The 17,334-nt window shown below is 62.1% G+C and carries 15 protein-coding genes; 7 read left to right on the plus strand and 8 right to left on the minus strand.

Annotated elements, in window-relative coordinates; all coding sequences use genetic code 11:
* Nucleotides 1-208: 208 nt before the first annotated feature.
* Nucleotides 209-1,534, minus strand: a complete 1,326-nt coding sequence (gene xylA, locus QEN71_RS25875; protein ID WP_201650967.1) for a xylose isomerase — start codon at nt 1,532-1,534, stop codon at nt 209-211.
* Nucleotides 1,535-1,800: 266 nt separating this feature from the next.
* On the opposite strand from xylA, the gene QEN71_RS25880 reads away from it, so the two are divergent.
* From QEN71_RS25880 to QEN71_RS25890, 3 genes are all read left to right on the plus strand, one after another.
* On the plus strand, nt 1,801-3,024 hold the full coding sequence (locus QEN71_RS25880; RefSeq protein ID WP_201650966.1) for a XylR family transcriptional regulator: 1,224 nt from the start codon (nt 1,801-1,803) through the stop codon (nt 3,022-3,024).
* A gap of 31 nt (nt 3,025-3,055) precedes the next feature.
* Nucleotides 3,056-4,147, plus strand: coding sequence for an aldose epimerase family protein (locus tag QEN71_RS25885; RefSeq protein WP_201650965.1), 1,092 nt, complete (start codon nt 3,056-3,058; stop codon nt 4,145-4,147).
* A gap of 290 nt (nt 4,148-4,437) precedes the next feature.
* Nucleotides 4,438-5,151 (plus strand): PepSY-associated TM helix domain-containing protein, encoded by a 714-nt coding sequence (locus QEN71_RS25890; protein ID WP_201650964.1) that lies wholly within the window; start codon nt 4,438-4,440, stop codon nt 5,149-5,151.
* 78 nt (nt 5,152-5,229) lie between these two features.
* Here the strand turns inward: QEN71_RS25890 and QEN71_RS25895 are convergent, their stop codons facing one another.
* A complete protein-coding gene (locus QEN71_RS25895) occupies nt 5,230-6,003 on the minus strand; it encodes an SDR family oxidoreductase (protein ID WP_201650963.1) in 774 nt (257 codons plus the stop codon).
* Nucleotides 6,004-6,166: 163 nt separating this feature from the next.
* Between QEN71_RS25895 and QEN71_RS25900 the strand changes: the two genes are divergently transcribed.
* Entirely contained in the window at nt 6,167-6,751 is a 585-nt protein-coding gene (locus QEN71_RS25900; RefSeq protein WP_201650962.1) for a TetR/AcrR family transcriptional regulator, read from the plus strand.
* Nucleotides 6,752-7,003: 252 nt separating this feature from the next.
* Nucleotides 7,004-7,264, plus strand: a complete 261-nt coding sequence (locus QEN71_RS25905) for a hypothetical protein (RefSeq protein WP_223959516.1) — start codon at nt 7,004-7,006, stop codon at nt 7,262-7,264.
* A gap of 69 nt (nt 7,265-7,333) precedes the next feature.
* Here QEN71_RS25905 and QEN71_RS25910 read toward each other — a convergent pair whose 3' ends face one another.
* From QEN71_RS25910 to QEN71_RS25930, 5 genes are all read right to left on the minus strand, one after another.
* A complete protein-coding gene (locus QEN71_RS25910; protein ID WP_201650960.1) occupies nt 7,334-8,185 on the minus strand; it encodes a carbohydrate ABC transporter permease in 852 nt (283 codons plus the stop codon).
* Between the two features lie 13 nt (nt 8,186-8,198).
* Nucleotides 8,199-9,152 (minus strand): carbohydrate ABC transporter permease, encoded by a 954-nt coding sequence (locus tag QEN71_RS25915; protein WP_201650959.1) that lies wholly within the window; start codon nt 9,150-9,152, stop codon nt 8,199-8,201.
* Nucleotides 9,153-9,219: 67 nt separating this feature from the next.
* Nucleotides 9,220-10,485 carry an ABC transporter substrate-binding protein gene (locus tag QEN71_RS25920; protein ID WP_201650958.1) on the minus strand — a complete coding sequence of 422 codons (1,266 nt, stop codon included), beginning with the start codon at nt 10,483-10,485 and terminating at the stop codon, nt 9,220-9,222.
* 85 nt (nt 10,486-10,570) lie between these two features.
* Nucleotides 10,571-12,553 carry a beta-galactosidase gene (locus tag QEN71_RS25925; RefSeq protein WP_201650957.1) on the minus strand — a complete coding sequence of 661 codons (1,983 nt, stop codon included), beginning with the start codon at nt 12,551-12,553 and terminating at the stop codon, nt 10,571-10,573.
* A gap of 11 nt (nt 12,554-12,564) precedes the next feature.
* Nucleotides 12,565-13,716, minus strand: coding sequence for an ABC transporter ATP-binding protein (locus QEN71_RS25930; RefSeq protein WP_201650956.1), 1,152 nt, complete (start codon nt 13,714-13,716; stop codon nt 12,565-12,567).
* 226 nt (nt 13,717-13,942) lie between these two features.
* Here QEN71_RS25930 and QEN71_RS25935 point away from each other — a divergent pair, with 226 nt between their 5' ends.
* Together QEN71_RS25935 and QEN71_RS25940 are read left to right on the plus strand one after the other, a co-directional pair.
* Nucleotides 13,943-14,977: a LacI family DNA-binding transcriptional regulator gene (locus tag QEN71_RS25935; protein WP_201650955.1), complete on the plus strand. Its 1,035-nt coding sequence runs from the start codon at nt 13,943-13,945 to the stop codon at nt 14,975-14,977.
* 260 nt (nt 14,978-15,237) lie between these two features.
* On the plus strand, nt 15,238-16,221 hold the full coding sequence (locus tag QEN71_RS25940) for a MerR family transcriptional regulator (RefSeq protein ID WP_201650954.1): 984 nt from the start codon (nt 15,238-15,240) through the stop codon (nt 16,219-16,221).
* 55 nt (nt 16,222-16,276) lie between these two features.
* Here QEN71_RS25940 and QEN71_RS25945 read toward each other — a convergent pair whose 3' ends face one another.
* Nucleotides 16,277-17,236, minus strand: a complete 960-nt coding sequence (locus QEN71_RS25945; protein WP_201650953.1) for a sensor domain-containing diguanylate cyclase — start codon at nt 17,234-17,236, stop codon at nt 16,277-16,279.
* Between the last annotated feature and the right edge of the window lie 98 nt (nt 17,237-17,334).

Consider the following 17,334-nt stretch of genomic DNA (forward strand, 5'->3'; position numbering starts at 1 on the left):
TTGCGTGCAGTTTCGAATGCGAGAAGTCGAACCGCCGTCTTAACCTCAGGATGCGCCGCGAATACCTGTTCGCGAGCGTCGATTGTCGAAAGCTGCCCCATTTTTATTCGCACGACAGCGTGTGCCGTGCGCGCCGGCGGAGCAATTGCGAAATCTACCGGCGCTGCTAACGATTTTTCGTGCTGCTGTGGTGTGTTGCTTGAGTGCGCTATTTCGCGGATGAGTAGATCGCCTGGTTGACGATGTTCTCAAGACGCTCCTGCTGTCCGCTCACATGGCGCGGCGCGATGTTCCGTTGCACGGCATCGCTCGCCAGCGACTCGAGCGTATAGCCGCCCGCCAGCACCTTGCGTCCGAAGTCGCTGTCCCAGCCTGCGTAGCGCTGCTGCTTGAATTCGGCCAGACGATCGTTTTCGATCAGATGCGCGGCGCGCTCCAGCGCAACGGCGAGTACATCGATCGCACCGATATGGCCATGCACGATGTCTTCGGCGTCGATGCTCTGACGCCGCACCTTCGCATCGAAGTTCATGCCGCCCGTCGTGAAGCCGCCATTGCGCAAGATCTCGTAGAACGCGAGCGTCAGCTCTTCCACACTATTTGGGAACTGGTCCGTATCCCAGCCGTTTTGCGCATCGCCGCGATTCGCATCGACGCTGCCGAAGATGCCGAGTGCAAACGCATTCGCGATTTCATGGTGGAACGAGTGACCGGCAAGCGTCGCGTGATTCGCTTCGATATTCACGCGAATATCGTCCTGCAAGTCGAATTGCGTCAGAAAGCCGTGAACCGTCGCGACGTCGTAATCGTATTGATGCTTCGTCGGCTCCTGCGGCTTCGGCTCGATCAGCAGTGCGCCCTTAAACCCTGTCTTGTGCTTGTGTTCGACGACCATGCTCAGGAAGCGGCCAAGCTGCTCGCGTTCGCGCTTCAGGTCGGTGTTGAGCAGCGTGTCGTAGCCTTCACGTCCGCCCCATAGCACGTAGTTCGCGCCGCCAAGGCGATGCGTCGCTTCGAGTGCATTGAAAACCTGTGTGGCGGCATAAGCGAACACGTCGGGATTCGGATTGGTCGCCGCGCCCGCCGCGTAGCGCGAATGCGAGAACAGATTCGCCGTGCCCCACAGCAGCTTGATACCCGTCTGCTCCTGCTTGCGCGCGAGCACGTCCGTCATCGCCTTGAAGTTGTTCACGTAGCTCTTGATGCTGTCGCCTTCGGGCGCGACGTCGGTGTCGTGGAACGTGTAGAACGGCGTGCCGAGCTTCGAGAACAGTTCGAACGCGTGATCGGCCTTTGCATGCGCCATTTCAAGCGCATCGCCGGAACGATGCCACGGACGCTCGAACGTACCTCCGCCGAACATGTCCGCACCCGGCCATACGAACGTGTGCCAGTAGCACACAGCAACGCGCAGATGATCTTCCATGCGTTTGCCGAGCACCAGCTTGTCCTTGTCGTAATGGCGATAAGCGAACGGGTTGTCCGTCTGCGGGCCTTCATAGCGCACAGCGGGCAAATGTTCGAAGTAAGACATGCGCGTCTCCTGGTAGTGTCGGCCGATGCACGCGCATCGATCCGTTCATGATGTGACGCCATGCTGCCGCTTGCGGGTTTGCGCGGCAATTGCGAAATCCGCCAGCGCGCCTGTTGATTCTTGTTACCCGGAAAAATCCATTGGCGGGCAAGGTCGAGTGACGCCTAGAATAAGCAGAACACTTAAATGTGCGGCTGCATGGCGACGCAGCACCTGGGGACAATACGGAGACAACGCGGCGCCAGCGCGCTGCGCCGGGAGAGTCGATGACACGGCAGCACACTGCTCAACGCACGCATCGGATCGCACTGCTCTTTAATGCGAACAAGGTGTACGACCGCGAGATCATCACGGGTATCGGCAATTACCTGCTGTCGACGCGCGTCGCGTGGGATCTGTTTCTCGAAGAAGATTTCCGCGCGCGACTCAACGGTATCGCGCGTTTCGAAGGCGATGGCTTTATCGCCGATTTCGACGATCCCGCCGTGTGCGAAGCGCTCGCCGATTCGCCTTTGCCTGTCGTCGCCGTGGGCGGCTCGTATGAAGACGCGTCCGCGTATCCGCCGAATCTGCCGTACATCGCGACGGACAACATGCAGCTCGTGTCGCTCGCGTACAAGCACCTGATCGGCGCGGGGCTGCAACGCTTTGCGCTGTACAGCCTGCCCGAATCGCCGACCAACCGCTGGGCACAGGAACGCGAACTCGCATTTAATTCGCTGCTGAAGGCGGATGGACTCGAAGGCGACGTGCATCGCGGGCTTCCGACCAGCGCGCCTGTATGGCACCAGGCGAGCGTGCAACTGACCGAATGGCTGCAAAGCCTGCCGAAGCCCGTCGGCATCATCGCGGTGACGGACGCGCGTGCGCGTCAGGTGCTGCAGGCGTGTCTGATCAGCGGTATTCCCGTGCCCGAGCAAGTCGCCATCATCGGCATCGACAACGATCCGTTGACGCGTTCGCTCACGCGCATTCCGCTTTCGTCGGTGATTCAGGGCACGGAGGAAATGGGCCGCACGGCGGCGCACCTGCTGCATCAGATGCTCGGCGGTGCGCGTTTTGCGGGCCGCCGCATTCTCGTGCCGCCCGTCGGCATCAACGTCTGCGAATCGACTAAACATGAGCCGCTCGCGAGTCCGTATGTGATGCGCGCGCGTCACTACATTCGCCAGTACGCGTGTCAGGGCATCAAGACGGAACAGGTCGCCGATTACGTGGGCGTGTCGCGGTCGTCGCTCGAAGATTATTTCCGGCGCGAACTCGGCTGCACCGTGCATCAGGAAATCCTCAAGCACAAACTCGATGTCGCGAAGCAGCTGCTCGCGCAGCAGGACATGTCGAGTGCCGAGGTCGCAATACGCTGCGGCTTCACTTCGCTGCAGTACATGTATGCCGTGTTCCGGCGCGAACTCGATTGCACGCCGCGCGAGTATCAGGAGCGCATGCAGGCAACACAGTTAAATCCGGCACCTGATGCGCCATCCGCCTAAATGCCTTAATCTGGTTCGATCCGCGACCGACATGAATTTCGCCGACATGCACAGCACCGACACTTCTTTCTCATCCAGCATCCAGGTCGAACGTTGGGGCACGTTGCCGGGGCTCGGCGACATTCGTCTGTTCACGCTGCGTAACGCGCACGGCATGCGCGCGAGCATCAGCGATCTCGGTGCGACGCTCGTCTCGTGGCATGCACCCGACCGCGCAGGACGCGTCGCCGATGTGCTGCTCGGCCACGACACGCCCGCCGACTACCTCGCGAGCCGCTGGTACTTCGGCTCGACGATCGGCCGCTGGGCGAACCGCATCGCGCAGGCGCGCTTCACGCTCGACGGCGTCACGTATCAACTCGATCGCAATGACGGCGACAATCTGCTGCACGGCGGTTCGAGCGGTTTTCATAAAGCGTTGTGGCAGGCGCGCGAAGTCGACGGCGCGCTCGTGCTGTCGCATGAATCGCCCGAAGGCGACGCTGGCTTTCCCGGCGCGGTGACGGCCACGGTGCGCTATGCGCTCGACGACAACGGCGCGCTGACAATCGACTACGACGCCACGGCCGACGCACCCACGCCAATCAGCCTGACGAATCACGCGTATTTCAACCTCTCCGGCGACGCACTCGCCGATGCGCCTGAAATTCGCGGTCATGTGATTTCGATCGATGCCGACGCGTTTTTCGCCGTCGACGAAACGATGATTCCCATCGAACGGAAAGATGTCGCGGGCAGCGTGTTCGACTTTCGCGCGGGCGCACCTATCGGCGCGCGTCTCGACTGGCCGGATGCGCAACTCGCGCGCGCGGGCGGCTTCGATCATTGCTACGTGCTGCGCAATGGCACCACGGCGATACGCAAGGCCGCCGCGCTCTACGATCCCGCGAGCGGACGCGAACTGACGGTATCGACGGACGCGAAAGGCATGCAGTTCTACACGGGCAACTTTCTCGCGGGCGTCAACGGACGCAACGGCAAGACGTACGGCAAGCACGCGGCGCTGTGCCTCGAAACAGGCGCGTTTCCGGATCAGGTCAACATGCCCGACGCAGAAGACGTCGTGCTGCGGCCCGGCGAGCGCTATCGCCATACCACCGTCTACCGGCTCGGCGTGCGCTGAGCTTGCATAGCCCTTACGTAATCTGTCGAAACATTGCCGTTGTTGTAAATCGCGCCCGGCGATTGCGGCATTCACTACACCGTGAAATCATAGGCAGCCTTATCTGATCGCAAAGCCAGCCCACTGCGCGCCCCATTCACGGGCAACGCGGCCAGCCAGCCAACGCCATCGCATCCCCCGGCCGATGGTCATTCCGTCTCGAAGCATCACACGCGTCGCAAGTCTCTGCGACTCGACGCGCGTGCACGCCATTCGTCGACGGTTGAGGTCAGTGCAACCTGGAGCGACCTGTGAACACACCCGAAACCGTTGCCGTCGATCGCACCTCGCGCGTCGACGTCAAGAACAAAAGCGCCGGCAATACCGGCAATAGCGCACCGCCCGCCGGCTCGCGCCGTATCACGTTCATCCGATGGCTGCGCAAGGTGCATAGCTGGATCGGCCTGTGGGGCGCCGCGCTCGGTCTGCTGATGGGCACGAGCGGCTTTCTGCTGAATCATCGCGGCGGGCCGCTGCGCGTTTCGACGGGTGAGCCGCAAGTCGAGTCGCTGCAGGTGAAGCTGCCGCAGCCCGCGCCCGAATCGCCGCGCGATCTCGCCAGATGGCTGAAGCAGGAACTCAAGGTGCAGGGGAAGCCGGGACGCATGCAGAAGGAGCCATCGCATGCCGTCGCGTGGGGCGACCGCACGGCTGTGCAACCGGAACACTGGCAGGTCTCGTTCGCGACGCCGAACGAGAACACGCAGGCGGAATACTGGGTCGGCAATGACTATGTGACCGTCAAGCGCAGCGCCAACACCTTCCTCGCGGCGCTGACGAATCTGCACAAGGGCGTGGGACTGAGCGTCGGCTGGGTGCTGCTGATCGACACGTTCGCGGGTGGCGTGATCCTGCTGTCGCTGACGGGCGTGCTGCTGTGGACGCAGCTGAACAAGCGTCGGACGATCGGCGCGGTGCTGGTGCTTGGGTCGATCGTTGCCGCGATCGTTGCGGGCATGGCCTGACGCCGCTTCTGAAAAGTACCAAAGGGCGATGCGCCACCGCGCTTCGCCCTTTTTCATTGCACGTCTTGCGCGTAACGCTTAGCGGCGGAAAGCCGGCGCACCCATCGGCGCACCCGTGTTGCCGCCGTCGACGACAATCTCAGCCGCCGTCATGCCCGACGCCGCATCCGACGCGAGGAACACGGCTGCCTGCGCGACTTCCTCAGCCAGTGCGAAACGGTTCATCGGGATCATTGGCTTGAGTGCCGTTTCCGTCGCGTCGAGCGTCGCGCCTTCGCGGTCGCCGCGCGTCCAGATCGACGTGCGCGTGCCGCCCGGAATCACCGTGTTCACGCGGATACCGCGCGTCACCAGTTCCGACGCCAGAACACGCGCCATGCCGGAAATCGCCGCCTTCGACGCCGAATACGCCGACGAACCCGGCGCGCCCAACTGACGCATCACCGAGCCGTTCAGCACGATCGCGCCGCCCTCGCCCATCAGCGGCACGGCCGCCTGCACGGTCAGGAACACGGACGTCACGTTGGTCCGCATGATCGATTCGAACTTCTCCGCCGTCGTCTCGCCGACGGGCGTCGCGCCGCTCACGCCCGCGTTCGCGAAAACGACGTCGAGCTTGCCGAACTTGTCGGCGATCACTTTCATCACGTCGTCGATGGCGGCGGGATCGTTGATGTCCGCGCGAATCGCGAGCGCGTTCGGGCCGAGTTCGGCCACCGCTTCGTCGAGCTTCTTCTGGTCGCGGCCCGTGATGGCAACCCGCGCGCCCTGCGAGATCAGGATGCGCGCCGCCGCGAAGCCGATGCCGCCGTTGCCGCCCGTGATGAGGGCCGTCTTGTTTGCGAATGACATGATCACTTCTCCAAAAGTTGAGGGTAAGAGGCGGACATCCGCCGGCAGCTGCTTTATAATTGCAACTGCAATCTTAAATTAATGATAGTGATCGCAATCAATGCGTGTCAAGCGTTTTTTCGCGTTCGCTTCATTGGCAAAAGTCGGACAAGGTGGATCAGCGATGAAAGTCAGCAAGGAAAAGGCGGCGCAAAACCGCGCGGCCCTCGTCGAAACGGCCGCGCGCCTTTTCCGGGAGCGCGGCATCGACGGCGTCGGCGTGGCCGAGATCGGCAAGGCGGCGGGCCTCACGCATGGCGCGCTGTACGCGCATTTCCCGTCGAAAGAAGCGCTCGCTGCCGAAGCGCTCGAACACGGGCTGCAGATCAGCCACGCGCGGATGACGGCGGCGCACGAGGGCCGTTTGCCGACCCTCACCGAACTGCTCGACAGCTATTTGTCGGAAGAAAAACGCGACGACATCGCGAACGGCTGCGCGCTGGCGGCTTCGGCAAGCGATATCGGCCGACTGGACGAGACGATCAGCGCGCGCTACAGCGACGGCCTGGAGAAGATGGCGGCCGTGTTCGAGAAGCACCTGCACGCGCACAAGGTGAAAGGCAACCAGCGCGAAAAGGCGATGGCGATAGCCGTCGCGCTGATCGGCGCGATCGCCGCGTCGCGCGCGGTGCTCAAAGCGCAGCCGGAACTCGCGAACGACATCCTGCGCGCGGTGCGTCGCACGGTCGGCGAAATAGCGGGGGAATGAGCGCGGGGAATAAGCCGGGCGCTGAGCCGGTTTAACGAAGAACTGCAACAAAAGCTCGACGCACCCGGCGCGCACCGCTCAATCGCACGCGCTGCGCCTTGAACTCGCGAAAGCGATGGCCAATAGTTGAAGCGTTAGAGCGGCGTGCGCCTTCCACCGACTCGCGAAGGGCGCACCATTTCTTCGAGCAAGGAGTGCATCGTGCGCAAGACCATCGTTTCTCTTCAACTCACTGCTGCCCTCGCGCTGTCGATGAGCGCGGCGCTATCCCATGCACAAGGGCTGTCCACCTATGACGACGTCCACGCGCCCGTCAACAGCACGCGCCTGATGCCCAATGCGCCGCGCGGCAGCGAATATCCGACGCACGGCAACCAGCAGGCGGGCGAACTCAATCTGAATCCGACCGATCCGCGTGCGCAGCTCGTCAATGGCACGCCGAACAACGCGCAGTCGGGCGGATATGGGTCGCCGCTCGCGGGTGTGCATAGCGCTGTGCCACCGGGTCAATGACGAATCGCACAAAGAAAAAAGCCCGCTTGCGCGGGCAACCTTCTACGAGGAGACATCGATAAAACGTAATCAGCCTTTCGTCGCGCCGAACGTAAGCCCTGCGACGAAGTGCTTTTGCATCGCGAAGAACATCGCGACGGAAGGCAGCGCAGCGAGAATTGATCCCGCCGACACGAGATTCCACGCCGTCGTCCATTGCCCCTTGAGTGCCGCGACACCGACCGTGATCGGCGCGGCCTCGTCGCCTTGTGTCAGACACAGCGCCCAGAAATAGTCATTCCACACGAACGTGAAAACGAGAATGGCGAGCGCGGCAAGCGCCGGGCGAATCAGCGGCAACACGATCTTGAAGAACACCGTCCACTCGCCCGCCCCTTCGATACGCGCGGCTTCGACGAGTTCATACGGCAGCTGCTTGATGAAGTTGCGCAGAAAGAGCGCGCAAAAGCCCGTCTGAAACGACACGTGAAAGAGAATCAGCGCGCTGAGCGTATTGAAGATGCCAAGGCTCAGCGACAGATCGCGCACGGGAATCATCAGGATCTGGATCGGCACGAAGTTGCCCGCGACGAACGTCGCGAACAGCGTCGTGTTGCCGCGAAACTTGTAGATCGCGAGTGCGAAGCCCGCCATCGCCGCGAGCGCAATCGAACCGATCACGGACGGCACCGTGATCAGCACGCTGTTCCAGAAGTAATGCAGCATCGGCGACGTGGTGAGCGCTTCGCGGTAGTTGTCGATGAACGCGATGTGCTTCGGCCAGCCCCAATAATTGCCTTCACTCAACTCTTCCGTCGAGCGCACCGATGTGACGAGCACGGCGATCATCGGCAGCAGCCAGATCAGCAATGCGACGGGCAACGTCAGTTTGTAGAGCCGCCGGTTGATCGGCTTCCATTTGGCAACAGGCATCGGATACATGATCGTCTGCTCCTTACTGTTCGTGACGCAGCATGCGCCGCAGGTGATAGACGATGTACACGAGCATGATCGCGAACAGCACGACGGCAATCGACGCCGAATAGCCGATGCGGTAGTACTTGATCGCCTGGTCGTACATGTAATACGCGAGCACCGTCGAGCTTTCGAACGGACCGCCGCCCGTCATCACCGAAATCAGATCGAAACTGCGCAGCGCGCCAATCACCGTCACGACGATCGCCATGAACGTGACGGGCCGCAACTGCGGCAGCACGACATGCCACAGCATCGACCAGCCCTTCGCGCCTTCCATGCGCGCGGCTTCGAGCTGTTCGCTGTTGAGCGATGTCAGACCTGTCAGATAAAGAATCATGCAGTACGCAGTCTGCGGCCAGAGCGCGGCGAAAATAATGCCGAAGGTCGCATAGTGCGCATCGCCGAGTACGGGCACGCCATGCCCGAGTATCACGGCGAACAGGCCGAAGGTCGGATCGTAGAACCACGAGAAGATCAGACCGACGACGACACCCGACAGCACGAACGGCGCAAAGAACAGTGACTTCACCACGCGAATGCCCGCTACCGCCTGGTTCAGATAGAGCGCGACGGCGAGGCCCATCGGCGGTGCGAGCAGGAACAGCACGAGCCAGATGAGGTTGTTCTTCAGCGCGGTATAGAAGGTCGGCGCCTGAAACAGTTCGATGTAGTTCGTGAGGCCAACGAAGACCTTGTCGGTCATGCCGTCCCAGCTGTAGAAGCTCAGCCAGATCGACGAGAGGATTGGCCAGACCACATACACCGCGACCATGAAGCACGCGGGCGCGAGAAACAGCAGCGCGGCCTTGCGTTGCCGGCGCGCGGTAGGCGACGGCCCGCGCTTCTGGCCCGCTGCGCGCGGCGAAGGCGACGCCTGCGGCTGCGACGGCGGCGTGCCGTTAATGTCCTGACGTGTGACGGAGTGCGACACGACGATTCTCCAAGTTGTGCTGCGCCGGACCATCATCGAAACGGCCCGGCGCCGTTACTTCACAACATTACTTCTTGTAGATGCGCTTACGCGTCTGCTCGAGTTGCGCGAGGATCGCATCGAGCTTCGTCGGATCGGAGACGAACTGCTGCATGCCCTTCATCCCTTCGTCGGCCATTTCCTTCGTCATGTCGCGATCGTAGAACTGCGCAATGCCGCCCTTCGTGTTCGACAGGATCTGGAAACCGATCTTCGAAATGGGATCTTCCGGTTCCGGCGACTTGCTGTTCGCCGACAGCGAGCCGAGACCCGTTGCGAGCTTCGCGCCCTGCTCCGGCGTTTCGACGAACGCGAGGAACGTGTGCGCGTCAGCCTTGTTCTTCGCCTTCGCGGGGATGTGAAGCGATTCGACGGGACCGTCTTCCGCCGTCGGCACGTTCGAATCGATGATCGGGAACTGGAAGTAGCTCATGTTCGGCTTCACGTTCGGCGGGAAGCCGCCCGTGATGAACGTGCCCATCAGCATCATCGCCGCCTTGCCCTGGAACAGGAACGGCTGCGCCGCGTCGAGATCGTACGAGAGCGAGTTGTCGATGAAATCCTTGTCGTCGAGCAACTGCTTCCACGTCGTGTAGACCTTCTTCACGCGCGGATCGGTGTACGGCACTTCGCCTGCCATCAGCTTCTGGTGGAACGCGTTGCCGTTGATGCGCAGGTCGAGATAATCGAACCAGCCCGCCAGCGTCCATGCATCGCGGCCACCGACGGCGAACGGCGTAATGCCCGCTGCCTTCAGCTTCTTGCACGCGTCCATCAGCTGGTCCCACGTCTTCGGCTCCGACGTGATGCCTGCCTTCTGGAACAGATCCTTGCGATAGAACAGGCCCCACGAGTAATACACGGTCGGCGCCGCGTACTGCTTGCCGTTGTACGTCGACGATTCCTTCGTCGATGCATACATGTTGTCCCAGCCGTTCTTCTTCCAGTCGCCGCTCAGGTCTTCGAACAGGCCGCGACGCGCGTAGTACGCCATGCGCTCGCCGTTGTGCCAGTTGAGCACATCGGGCGGGACCGTCGACAGCCAGCCCGGCAACTGCACCTTGTACGCTTCTTCATCGATAAACGATGCCTTCACGTCGATGTCGGGATGCGCTTTCTTGAAGTCGTCGATCACCGATTGCCACACCGCGCGCTGGCTTGCGCCCTTGAACGCGATGTTCATCGTCAGCGTGCCCGCTTCCGCCGTGCTCGCCGCGAACGGCGCAACGGCGGCGGCCACTGCAAGCGCTGCCGCTGCAATCACGGTACGCGCGTTGAATTGTCGTGCTGTCATTCTCCTGTCTCCTTTGCGTCCTGGTTCTTACATGCTGGATCACTGCTGCGTTGTTGAATCACTGCGTGAATAACTGCGTGAATCACTACTCCGTCCGATACGCCGACACGCCTTGTGGTTCCACTTCACGCGTGCCGATCACGAAGCGCGACGCATCGACACCTTCGATCACATGCCGCGCGTTCGCGTAGTTGAACACGTACGTGAGCTTGCCGCGCCGGCTGATACGCAAGCTGTCGCCGAGCGGCGTCGGCGTGAGACCGGCTTCCGTTGCGATGCGCGCGAACAGCGACTGCGTGAGTGCATCGTCGAACAGGCTCGCGAAGTAGTGCACGGAGCCGTGCTGCACATACGCCGGATGGCCGTCGGCGAAACGCGCGCGCACGCCGAAGCTGCGTTCGTCGGCGGCGTCGATCAGATCGCGCCAGTGACGCGCCTGGCCTTCGCGCAGTCCGTCGCCCGAGCCGTTGATGTGCACGGCTTCCGTCACGTTCGGCCGCATCGATTCGACGCGCCATACGCGGATCGGCAGCAGCGACGCGAGCGCGCCGGGCGGCAGATTCGCGGGGATTTGCAGATCGGATGTTTTCGAACCCGTACGCGGACCGAGCACGATCTGCGCGCCCGATGCCGCGAGCCGCACGGCGAAATCGCCAGGCACGACGGGCAGCGGCGGCACGACGATCATCTTGTAACCATCGAGCGGCGCATCGGCGGAAATCACGTCGACGTCGAAGCCAAGCGCACGCAACGCCGAGTAGTACTCGAACGCGAAACGCGGATAGTGGAAGTCCGCGCCTTGCGGATGAATTTCGAAGAGCCACTTCGCTTCGTAGTCGTAGATCAGCGCGATCTTGCTGCGGATATTCGCATCCGCATCGGCATTCGCGGACGACACCTGTGCGATTTCACGCGCAACGTGCTCCGCTTCGCTGCCGCCGATATCGAGGCGATTGTCGGGCGTGTTCAGGCCCGCGTGCATCTGCTCCTGCGCGAACGGCGCCTGACGCCACCGGAAATACGACACGCAGCCCGCGCCGTGCGCGAACGCTTCCCAGCTCCACAGACGCACCATGCCCGGCAGCGGCGACGGATTCCAGTGCGCCCAGTTCACGGGACCCGGCTGCTGCTCCATCACCCAGAACGGCAGCTTCGACATGCCGCGATACACGTCGTGATTGAACGACGCGAAATCGGGATGCCCCGTACGCAAGAACTTTGCCTTGATCTCGGGCGCATACCACTGCTCTTCGAGCGCGCCGAGCGGATAGCTGTCCCACGTCGCCACGTCGAGATCGCGCGCGACCTTGTAGTGATCGAACTCGGTGAAGAGCTGCATGAAGTTGTGCGCGACAGGACGGCCCGGCGAATGCGCGCGGATGATCTCGACCTGCATGCGGTTGTAGCGCGCGACTTCATCGGAAGCAAAGCGACGATAGTCGAGCCGATGCGAAGGATGCGCTTCCGTCACGGTCGCAACGGGCGCATCGATCTCGTCGAAGCTGCGATATTCCATGCTCCAGAACACGGTGCCCCATGCGCGATTCAACGCGTCGATGGTTTGATAACGCTCCTTCAGCCACACGCGAAAACGCGCAACAGCCGCGGGCGAATAGCTGACCACCGTGTTGTGGCAACCGAACTCGTTATCCGTCTGCCAGTACGCCACGGCAGGATGCTTGCCGTAGCGCTCGGCCACTGCCGTGCAGATCTTGCGCGACGCTTCGAAATACGACGGTGACGAAAAATCGTAATGACGACGCGAGCCGAACGCGCGCGGACGTCCATCGGCACCCACGGGCAGAATGTCGGGATGACGGTCGATCAGCCACTTCGGCGGCGTCGCCGTCGGCGTGCACATCACCACTTGCAGGCCCGCTTTGCCGAGCACGTCGATCGAACGATCGAGCCAACCCCAGTCGTATTCGCCGGGCGTGGGCTCCATGCGGCTCCACGCGAATTCCGCGATTCGCACCTGCTCGATGCCGAGCGCCTTCATGCGGCGCGCGTCGTCTTCCCACATCGATTCCGGCCAGTGCTCCGGGTAATAACAGACTCCTAGGCGCATGCGCGTGTCCCTTAAATGTAGTAGTCGACGGTATTGAGCGCCGGCACGGCGAATCCGTCTTCGGTGAAAAGATGGCAGGCACGAACGGGTGCCGCGAATACCGCACGCTCGCCCTGTTCGATGCGCGCATTGCCGGGCACTTTGGCGATCAGCACGCCGCCGCCCGGCTGGTCGAGATGCACGTAGCTGTGCTCGCCGAGATGTTCGATCAGTGAAATGGTGCGCGTGAGCGTTGCATCATCTCGTGACATATCGCCTGTCACGAGTTCGAGATGTTCGGGACGCACGCCGAGCGTGACGGGTTGTCCGCCTTGCAGCGTGCTCCCGTCGACGGCGACGCGCATCGTTTCGTTCGTCTGATCGAGCATGACGTCGACGCCTTGCGCGTCGAGCGCCGTCACTCTGCCCGGCAGAAAATTCATGCGCGGCGAGCCGATGAAACCCGCGACGAACCGGCTAGCGGGCCGGTGATACAACTCGAGCGGCGCGCCGATCTGCGCGATGCTGCCGTAGCGTTCCGTGTCCTTGCCCGAATGCAGCAGCACGATCTTGTCAGCGAGCGTCATCGCTTCCGTCTGATCGTGCGTCACATAGACGACGCTCGCAGTCGCGAACTGCTTGTGCAGACGCGCGATCTCGATACGCGTCTGGCCGCGCAGCGTTGCGTCGAGATTGGACAAGGGTTCGTCGAACAGAAACACGCCGGGCTCGCGCACGATCGCGCGGCCAATCGCGACGCGCTGCCGCTGCCCGCCCGACAACGCACGCGGCTTGCGATCGAGCAGCGCTTCAAGCTGCAGGATGCGCGCGGCTTCCTGCACCTTGCGGTCGATTTCCGCTTTGGGTTTCTTCGCGAGCTTGAGACCGAAGGCCATGTTCTCGTACACGCTCATGTGCGGAAAGAGCGCGTAGCTCTGGAACACCATCGCGACGCCGCGCTCGGCCGCGGGCACGTCATTGACGATGCGACCGCCGATCGACAGATCGCCATCCGTCACGTCCTCCAGCCCCGCGATCATGCGCAGCAGCGTGGACTTGCCGCAGCCCGACGGACCAAGGAATACGCAAAACTCGTTTTCGCCGATCTCCAGATCGACGTTGCGGATCACGGGCGCGTTGTCTCCATACGCTTTTTGCACGCCCTTCAACGAAATGCTCGCCATCGCTTCGACTCCGTGATTTAATCAGCCCGAAGCGGAGATTAAGCGCTTAATCTGAATGACCGAAAAAACGACCGCTAAGCGATCGCTGGTCTTTCTGAATGCCTTCTGCAAGGCAGCAAGGCTTGTCTCCGATAATCGTTCTGTCGTTTTGCGCATGGTGCCCCGCCTTCGTAGCCAATGCAAATGATGAACGCATGTCCCACATATTGAATAGACGTTGCAGATCATGTCCACATTGAGCGAAGTCGCGCGACGCGCCGGCGTCACGTCGGCGACTGTTTCGAACGTGCTGCGCAATCGCGGACGCGTCGGCGAGCAGACGCGCCAACGCGTACTCGAAGCCGTCGAGGCGCTCAACTATCGACCGCATCTTGCCGCGCGCGCACTCGCCGAAGGCCGCGCGCCGACCATTGCATTGATGGTGTCGAGTATCGCGAACCCGTTCTATCCGGAGTTCGCGCTCGCTGCCGAACGCGCTGCACGTACGAGCGGCCACTTCGTCATCATCTGCAACACGAACGAAGATCCGCATGCGGGCCGCACGTATCTCGATCAGCTCGCCGGCTCGCTCTCCGAAGGCGTGCTCGTGATGAACGCCAATCTCGACTTCGACGATCTGCGCAAAGCCGAAGCGCGCGGTACGCCCGTGGTGCTGTGCATGTGGGAACGTCCCGACGATCCGCCCGGCTTGCCGTGCGTTGCCGTCGACTTCAGGCTCGCGGGACGGCTCGCCGCGCAGCATCTGATCGAACTGGGGCACACGCGGATCGGCGCAGTGGTCGGCAGCAAGCAGTCGGGCATTCATGCATCGCGCTACGAAGGCTTCGTCGATGCGATCCGCGAGGCAGGCCTGAAAGTGCCTGCGAAAAACGTGCGTTATGCGCCCGATACGATGGAGGGCGGCTATTCGGCGGCACGCGATCTGCTGGAGCGCGACGCGAAGATAACGGCGATCTTCGCGTCCAACGACCTGCCCGCGCTCGGCGCGATTCACGCAGCAGCCGATCTCGGCCGCGATGTGCCGAACGATCTCTCCGTGATCGGCATCACCGACATTCAGCTTGCGCAGCAATCGCGTCCGCCGCTCACGACTGTCGCGGTCCCGACTGTCGAAGCCGCCGAACTCGCGGTGTCGCTGCTGCGCGAACTGATCGAACGTCCGACGCGCGCGCATGGCTCGCATCAGAAAGCGCCGCGCATCTGCGTGACGTCGGAGCCGAAGCTGATCGTGCGCGGCTCGACGCGCAGACACCCGCGCTAGATGCGTTCGATGCGAGGGCTTTCCCTATATCGCCTCGATCAATCCTGGTCAAAACCGGTACAAGCGTCTGTTCGGGTCGCAAACGTCCGACGCTGAACAGAATGCGTGCAAGAACCCTCAAAACGCTTGCGATTCAAAGGGTCGCGCCCCGCACAGCGTTTGAATACGCGCGTTTGCGCCGTCATTGAACAAAAAAATCCGCTTCAAAACATCGTCGCGCTTGTTAGACTCGAATCGACTTCTCCAGGGGTTTTCGATTCATGAACAACACAGTGGATGATCCGGAAGTCGTTCCGCGCTATCGCATCGGAGCCGTCGCGCGCATGGCGAATCTGCCCGTGGGCACGTTGCGCATCTGGGAGCGCCGCTATGGCGTCGTCGCGCCGCCTACCACGCAGTCCGGTCATCGTCTCTATAGCGAAGCCGACGTGCGGCGCGTGGCGATGATCAAGGGGCTCGTCGATCGCGGCTATTCGATCGGCTCGATCGCCACGTTGCAGACGGGCGAACTCGAACGCCTCGCGTTCATGCATGTCGACAAGACGCCCGTGTCGCCGCTCACAGAGGGAAGGCCGGGCTTGCGATTACGCATCGTCGGCACGGCGCTCGCCAACACGATCCGCCAGCATCTGCACGCGATGCAGGCCGAACTCGCCAGCGAGCCGAAGGTCTTCGAGAACATGACGGCCGCGTTCACCGAACGCATGAATCAGCCGGCCGACGTGCTGATCATTCATCTGCCGTCGCTGCACACGGACGACGTCGAACGCGTGCTCGCGTTGAGCGCGTCGACGCACGCGGAAAACATTGTCGTCGTGTATTCGTTCGCGGCTGCGAACACGATCAATCTGCTGGAACGCGTCGGCGTGCGCACGATACGCGAACCGCTCGACCAGCCGTCGATCTCTCAGATGCTGGGCGACTTCCAGCGCAAGTCGGGAACGGTCGCGGCACAGCCTGACATGCGCGAGCCCGCGCCGCAACGTCACTACACCGATGAAGCATTGATGGCGATGGCGCATGCGTCCACGACGATCGCATGCGAGTGCCCGAAGCATCTGGCGAACATCATCATGCAGCTGAGTGCGTTCGAGCAGTACAGCGTGAGTTGCGCTTCGCGCACGCCCGCTGATGCGTTACTGCACGTGTATCTGGCGAACATCTCGGGCCGTGCGCGCGCGATGTTCGAGCATGCGTTACTCAGGCTCGAGCGTGAAGAACGATGGGCGTTAGAGAACCGCTGAGCGCTTGCGGCATAGTTGAGCGACTGCGCTAAACGTTTGCGCAGTCGCTCACGTTTTAGCGTTGTGCGCGCTTGTTCGCGTACATCGCGACGTCGGCTTGCGCCAGCAGGTCGTCGATGGACTGCGGACTGTCGGGCGTGTATGTCGCTGTGCCCACGCTGCAATGCAACTGATAAGGCGTACGCGCCGTCTGGTTCTGAAGCTCCAGCTGATGCCTGAGCCGCTCGATGGTTTGCAGCGTGCCGTCCTCGTCCGAATCGGTCAGCAGCACGACGAACTCGTCACCGCCTAGCCGGCCAATCACATCGCTGTCGCGCAGCGCCGTACGCAACACCGTCGCAAAGGCAATCAACGCGCGGTCGCCTTCTGCGTGACCGTACACGTCGTTGATCTGCTTGAAACCGTTCAGATCGAAGAACAGCAATGAGGCCGGCGTTTGCGCGCGCTTGCAGAGTTTGATCGCATGCTGCGCGAGTGCTTCGAAGCCGCGGCGATTCGACAGGCCCGTTAGCTCGTCGGTGGTCGCAAGCTGCACGGCGGCGATTTCCTGCTCGGCCATGCGCGCGAGATCGCGCAACAGCACGCGCTCTTCGTCGTCGAGCGCACGCGGCTTCGAATCGATCAGGCACAGTGTGCCGAGCCGGCTGCCGTTGTCGACCGTCAGCGGATAGCCCGCATAGAAGCGGATGTTCGGGTCGCCCGTGACGAGCGGGTTGTCCGCGAAGCGCACATCGACCGACGCGTCGTTCACGAGAAACAGATCATCGTCGAGAATGGCATGGCCGCAGAACGAGACGTCGCGCGGCGTTTCGGAAGCGTCGAGGCCCGGATGGGACTTGAACCACTGGCGATGACTGTCGACCAGCGTGACGGCCGCAATGGGCACGCCGAACAGGCGACGCGCGAGGCGGGTCAGACGGTCGAACCTTTCTTCGGGCGGTGTATCGAGTATATGGAGCGAGCGCAAGGTCTCCACGCGTTCGCTTTCGTTTTCTGGTGTCGGAGGTCGTAACATTCGAGGTCCGGTTAAAACGAGAATGCGCAGTACTCCTTTAGCACCACGCAAGTCGCCGCAGGTTGAACGGAGCCGAATATAAATTTTATCCAGGAGTG

The sequence above is a fragment of the Paraburkholderia sabiae genome (assembly GCF_030412785.1).
In the GTDB taxonomy this organism is placed as follows: Bacteria; Pseudomonadota; Gammaproteobacteria; order Burkholderiales; family Burkholderiaceae; genus Paraburkholderia; species Paraburkholderia sabiae.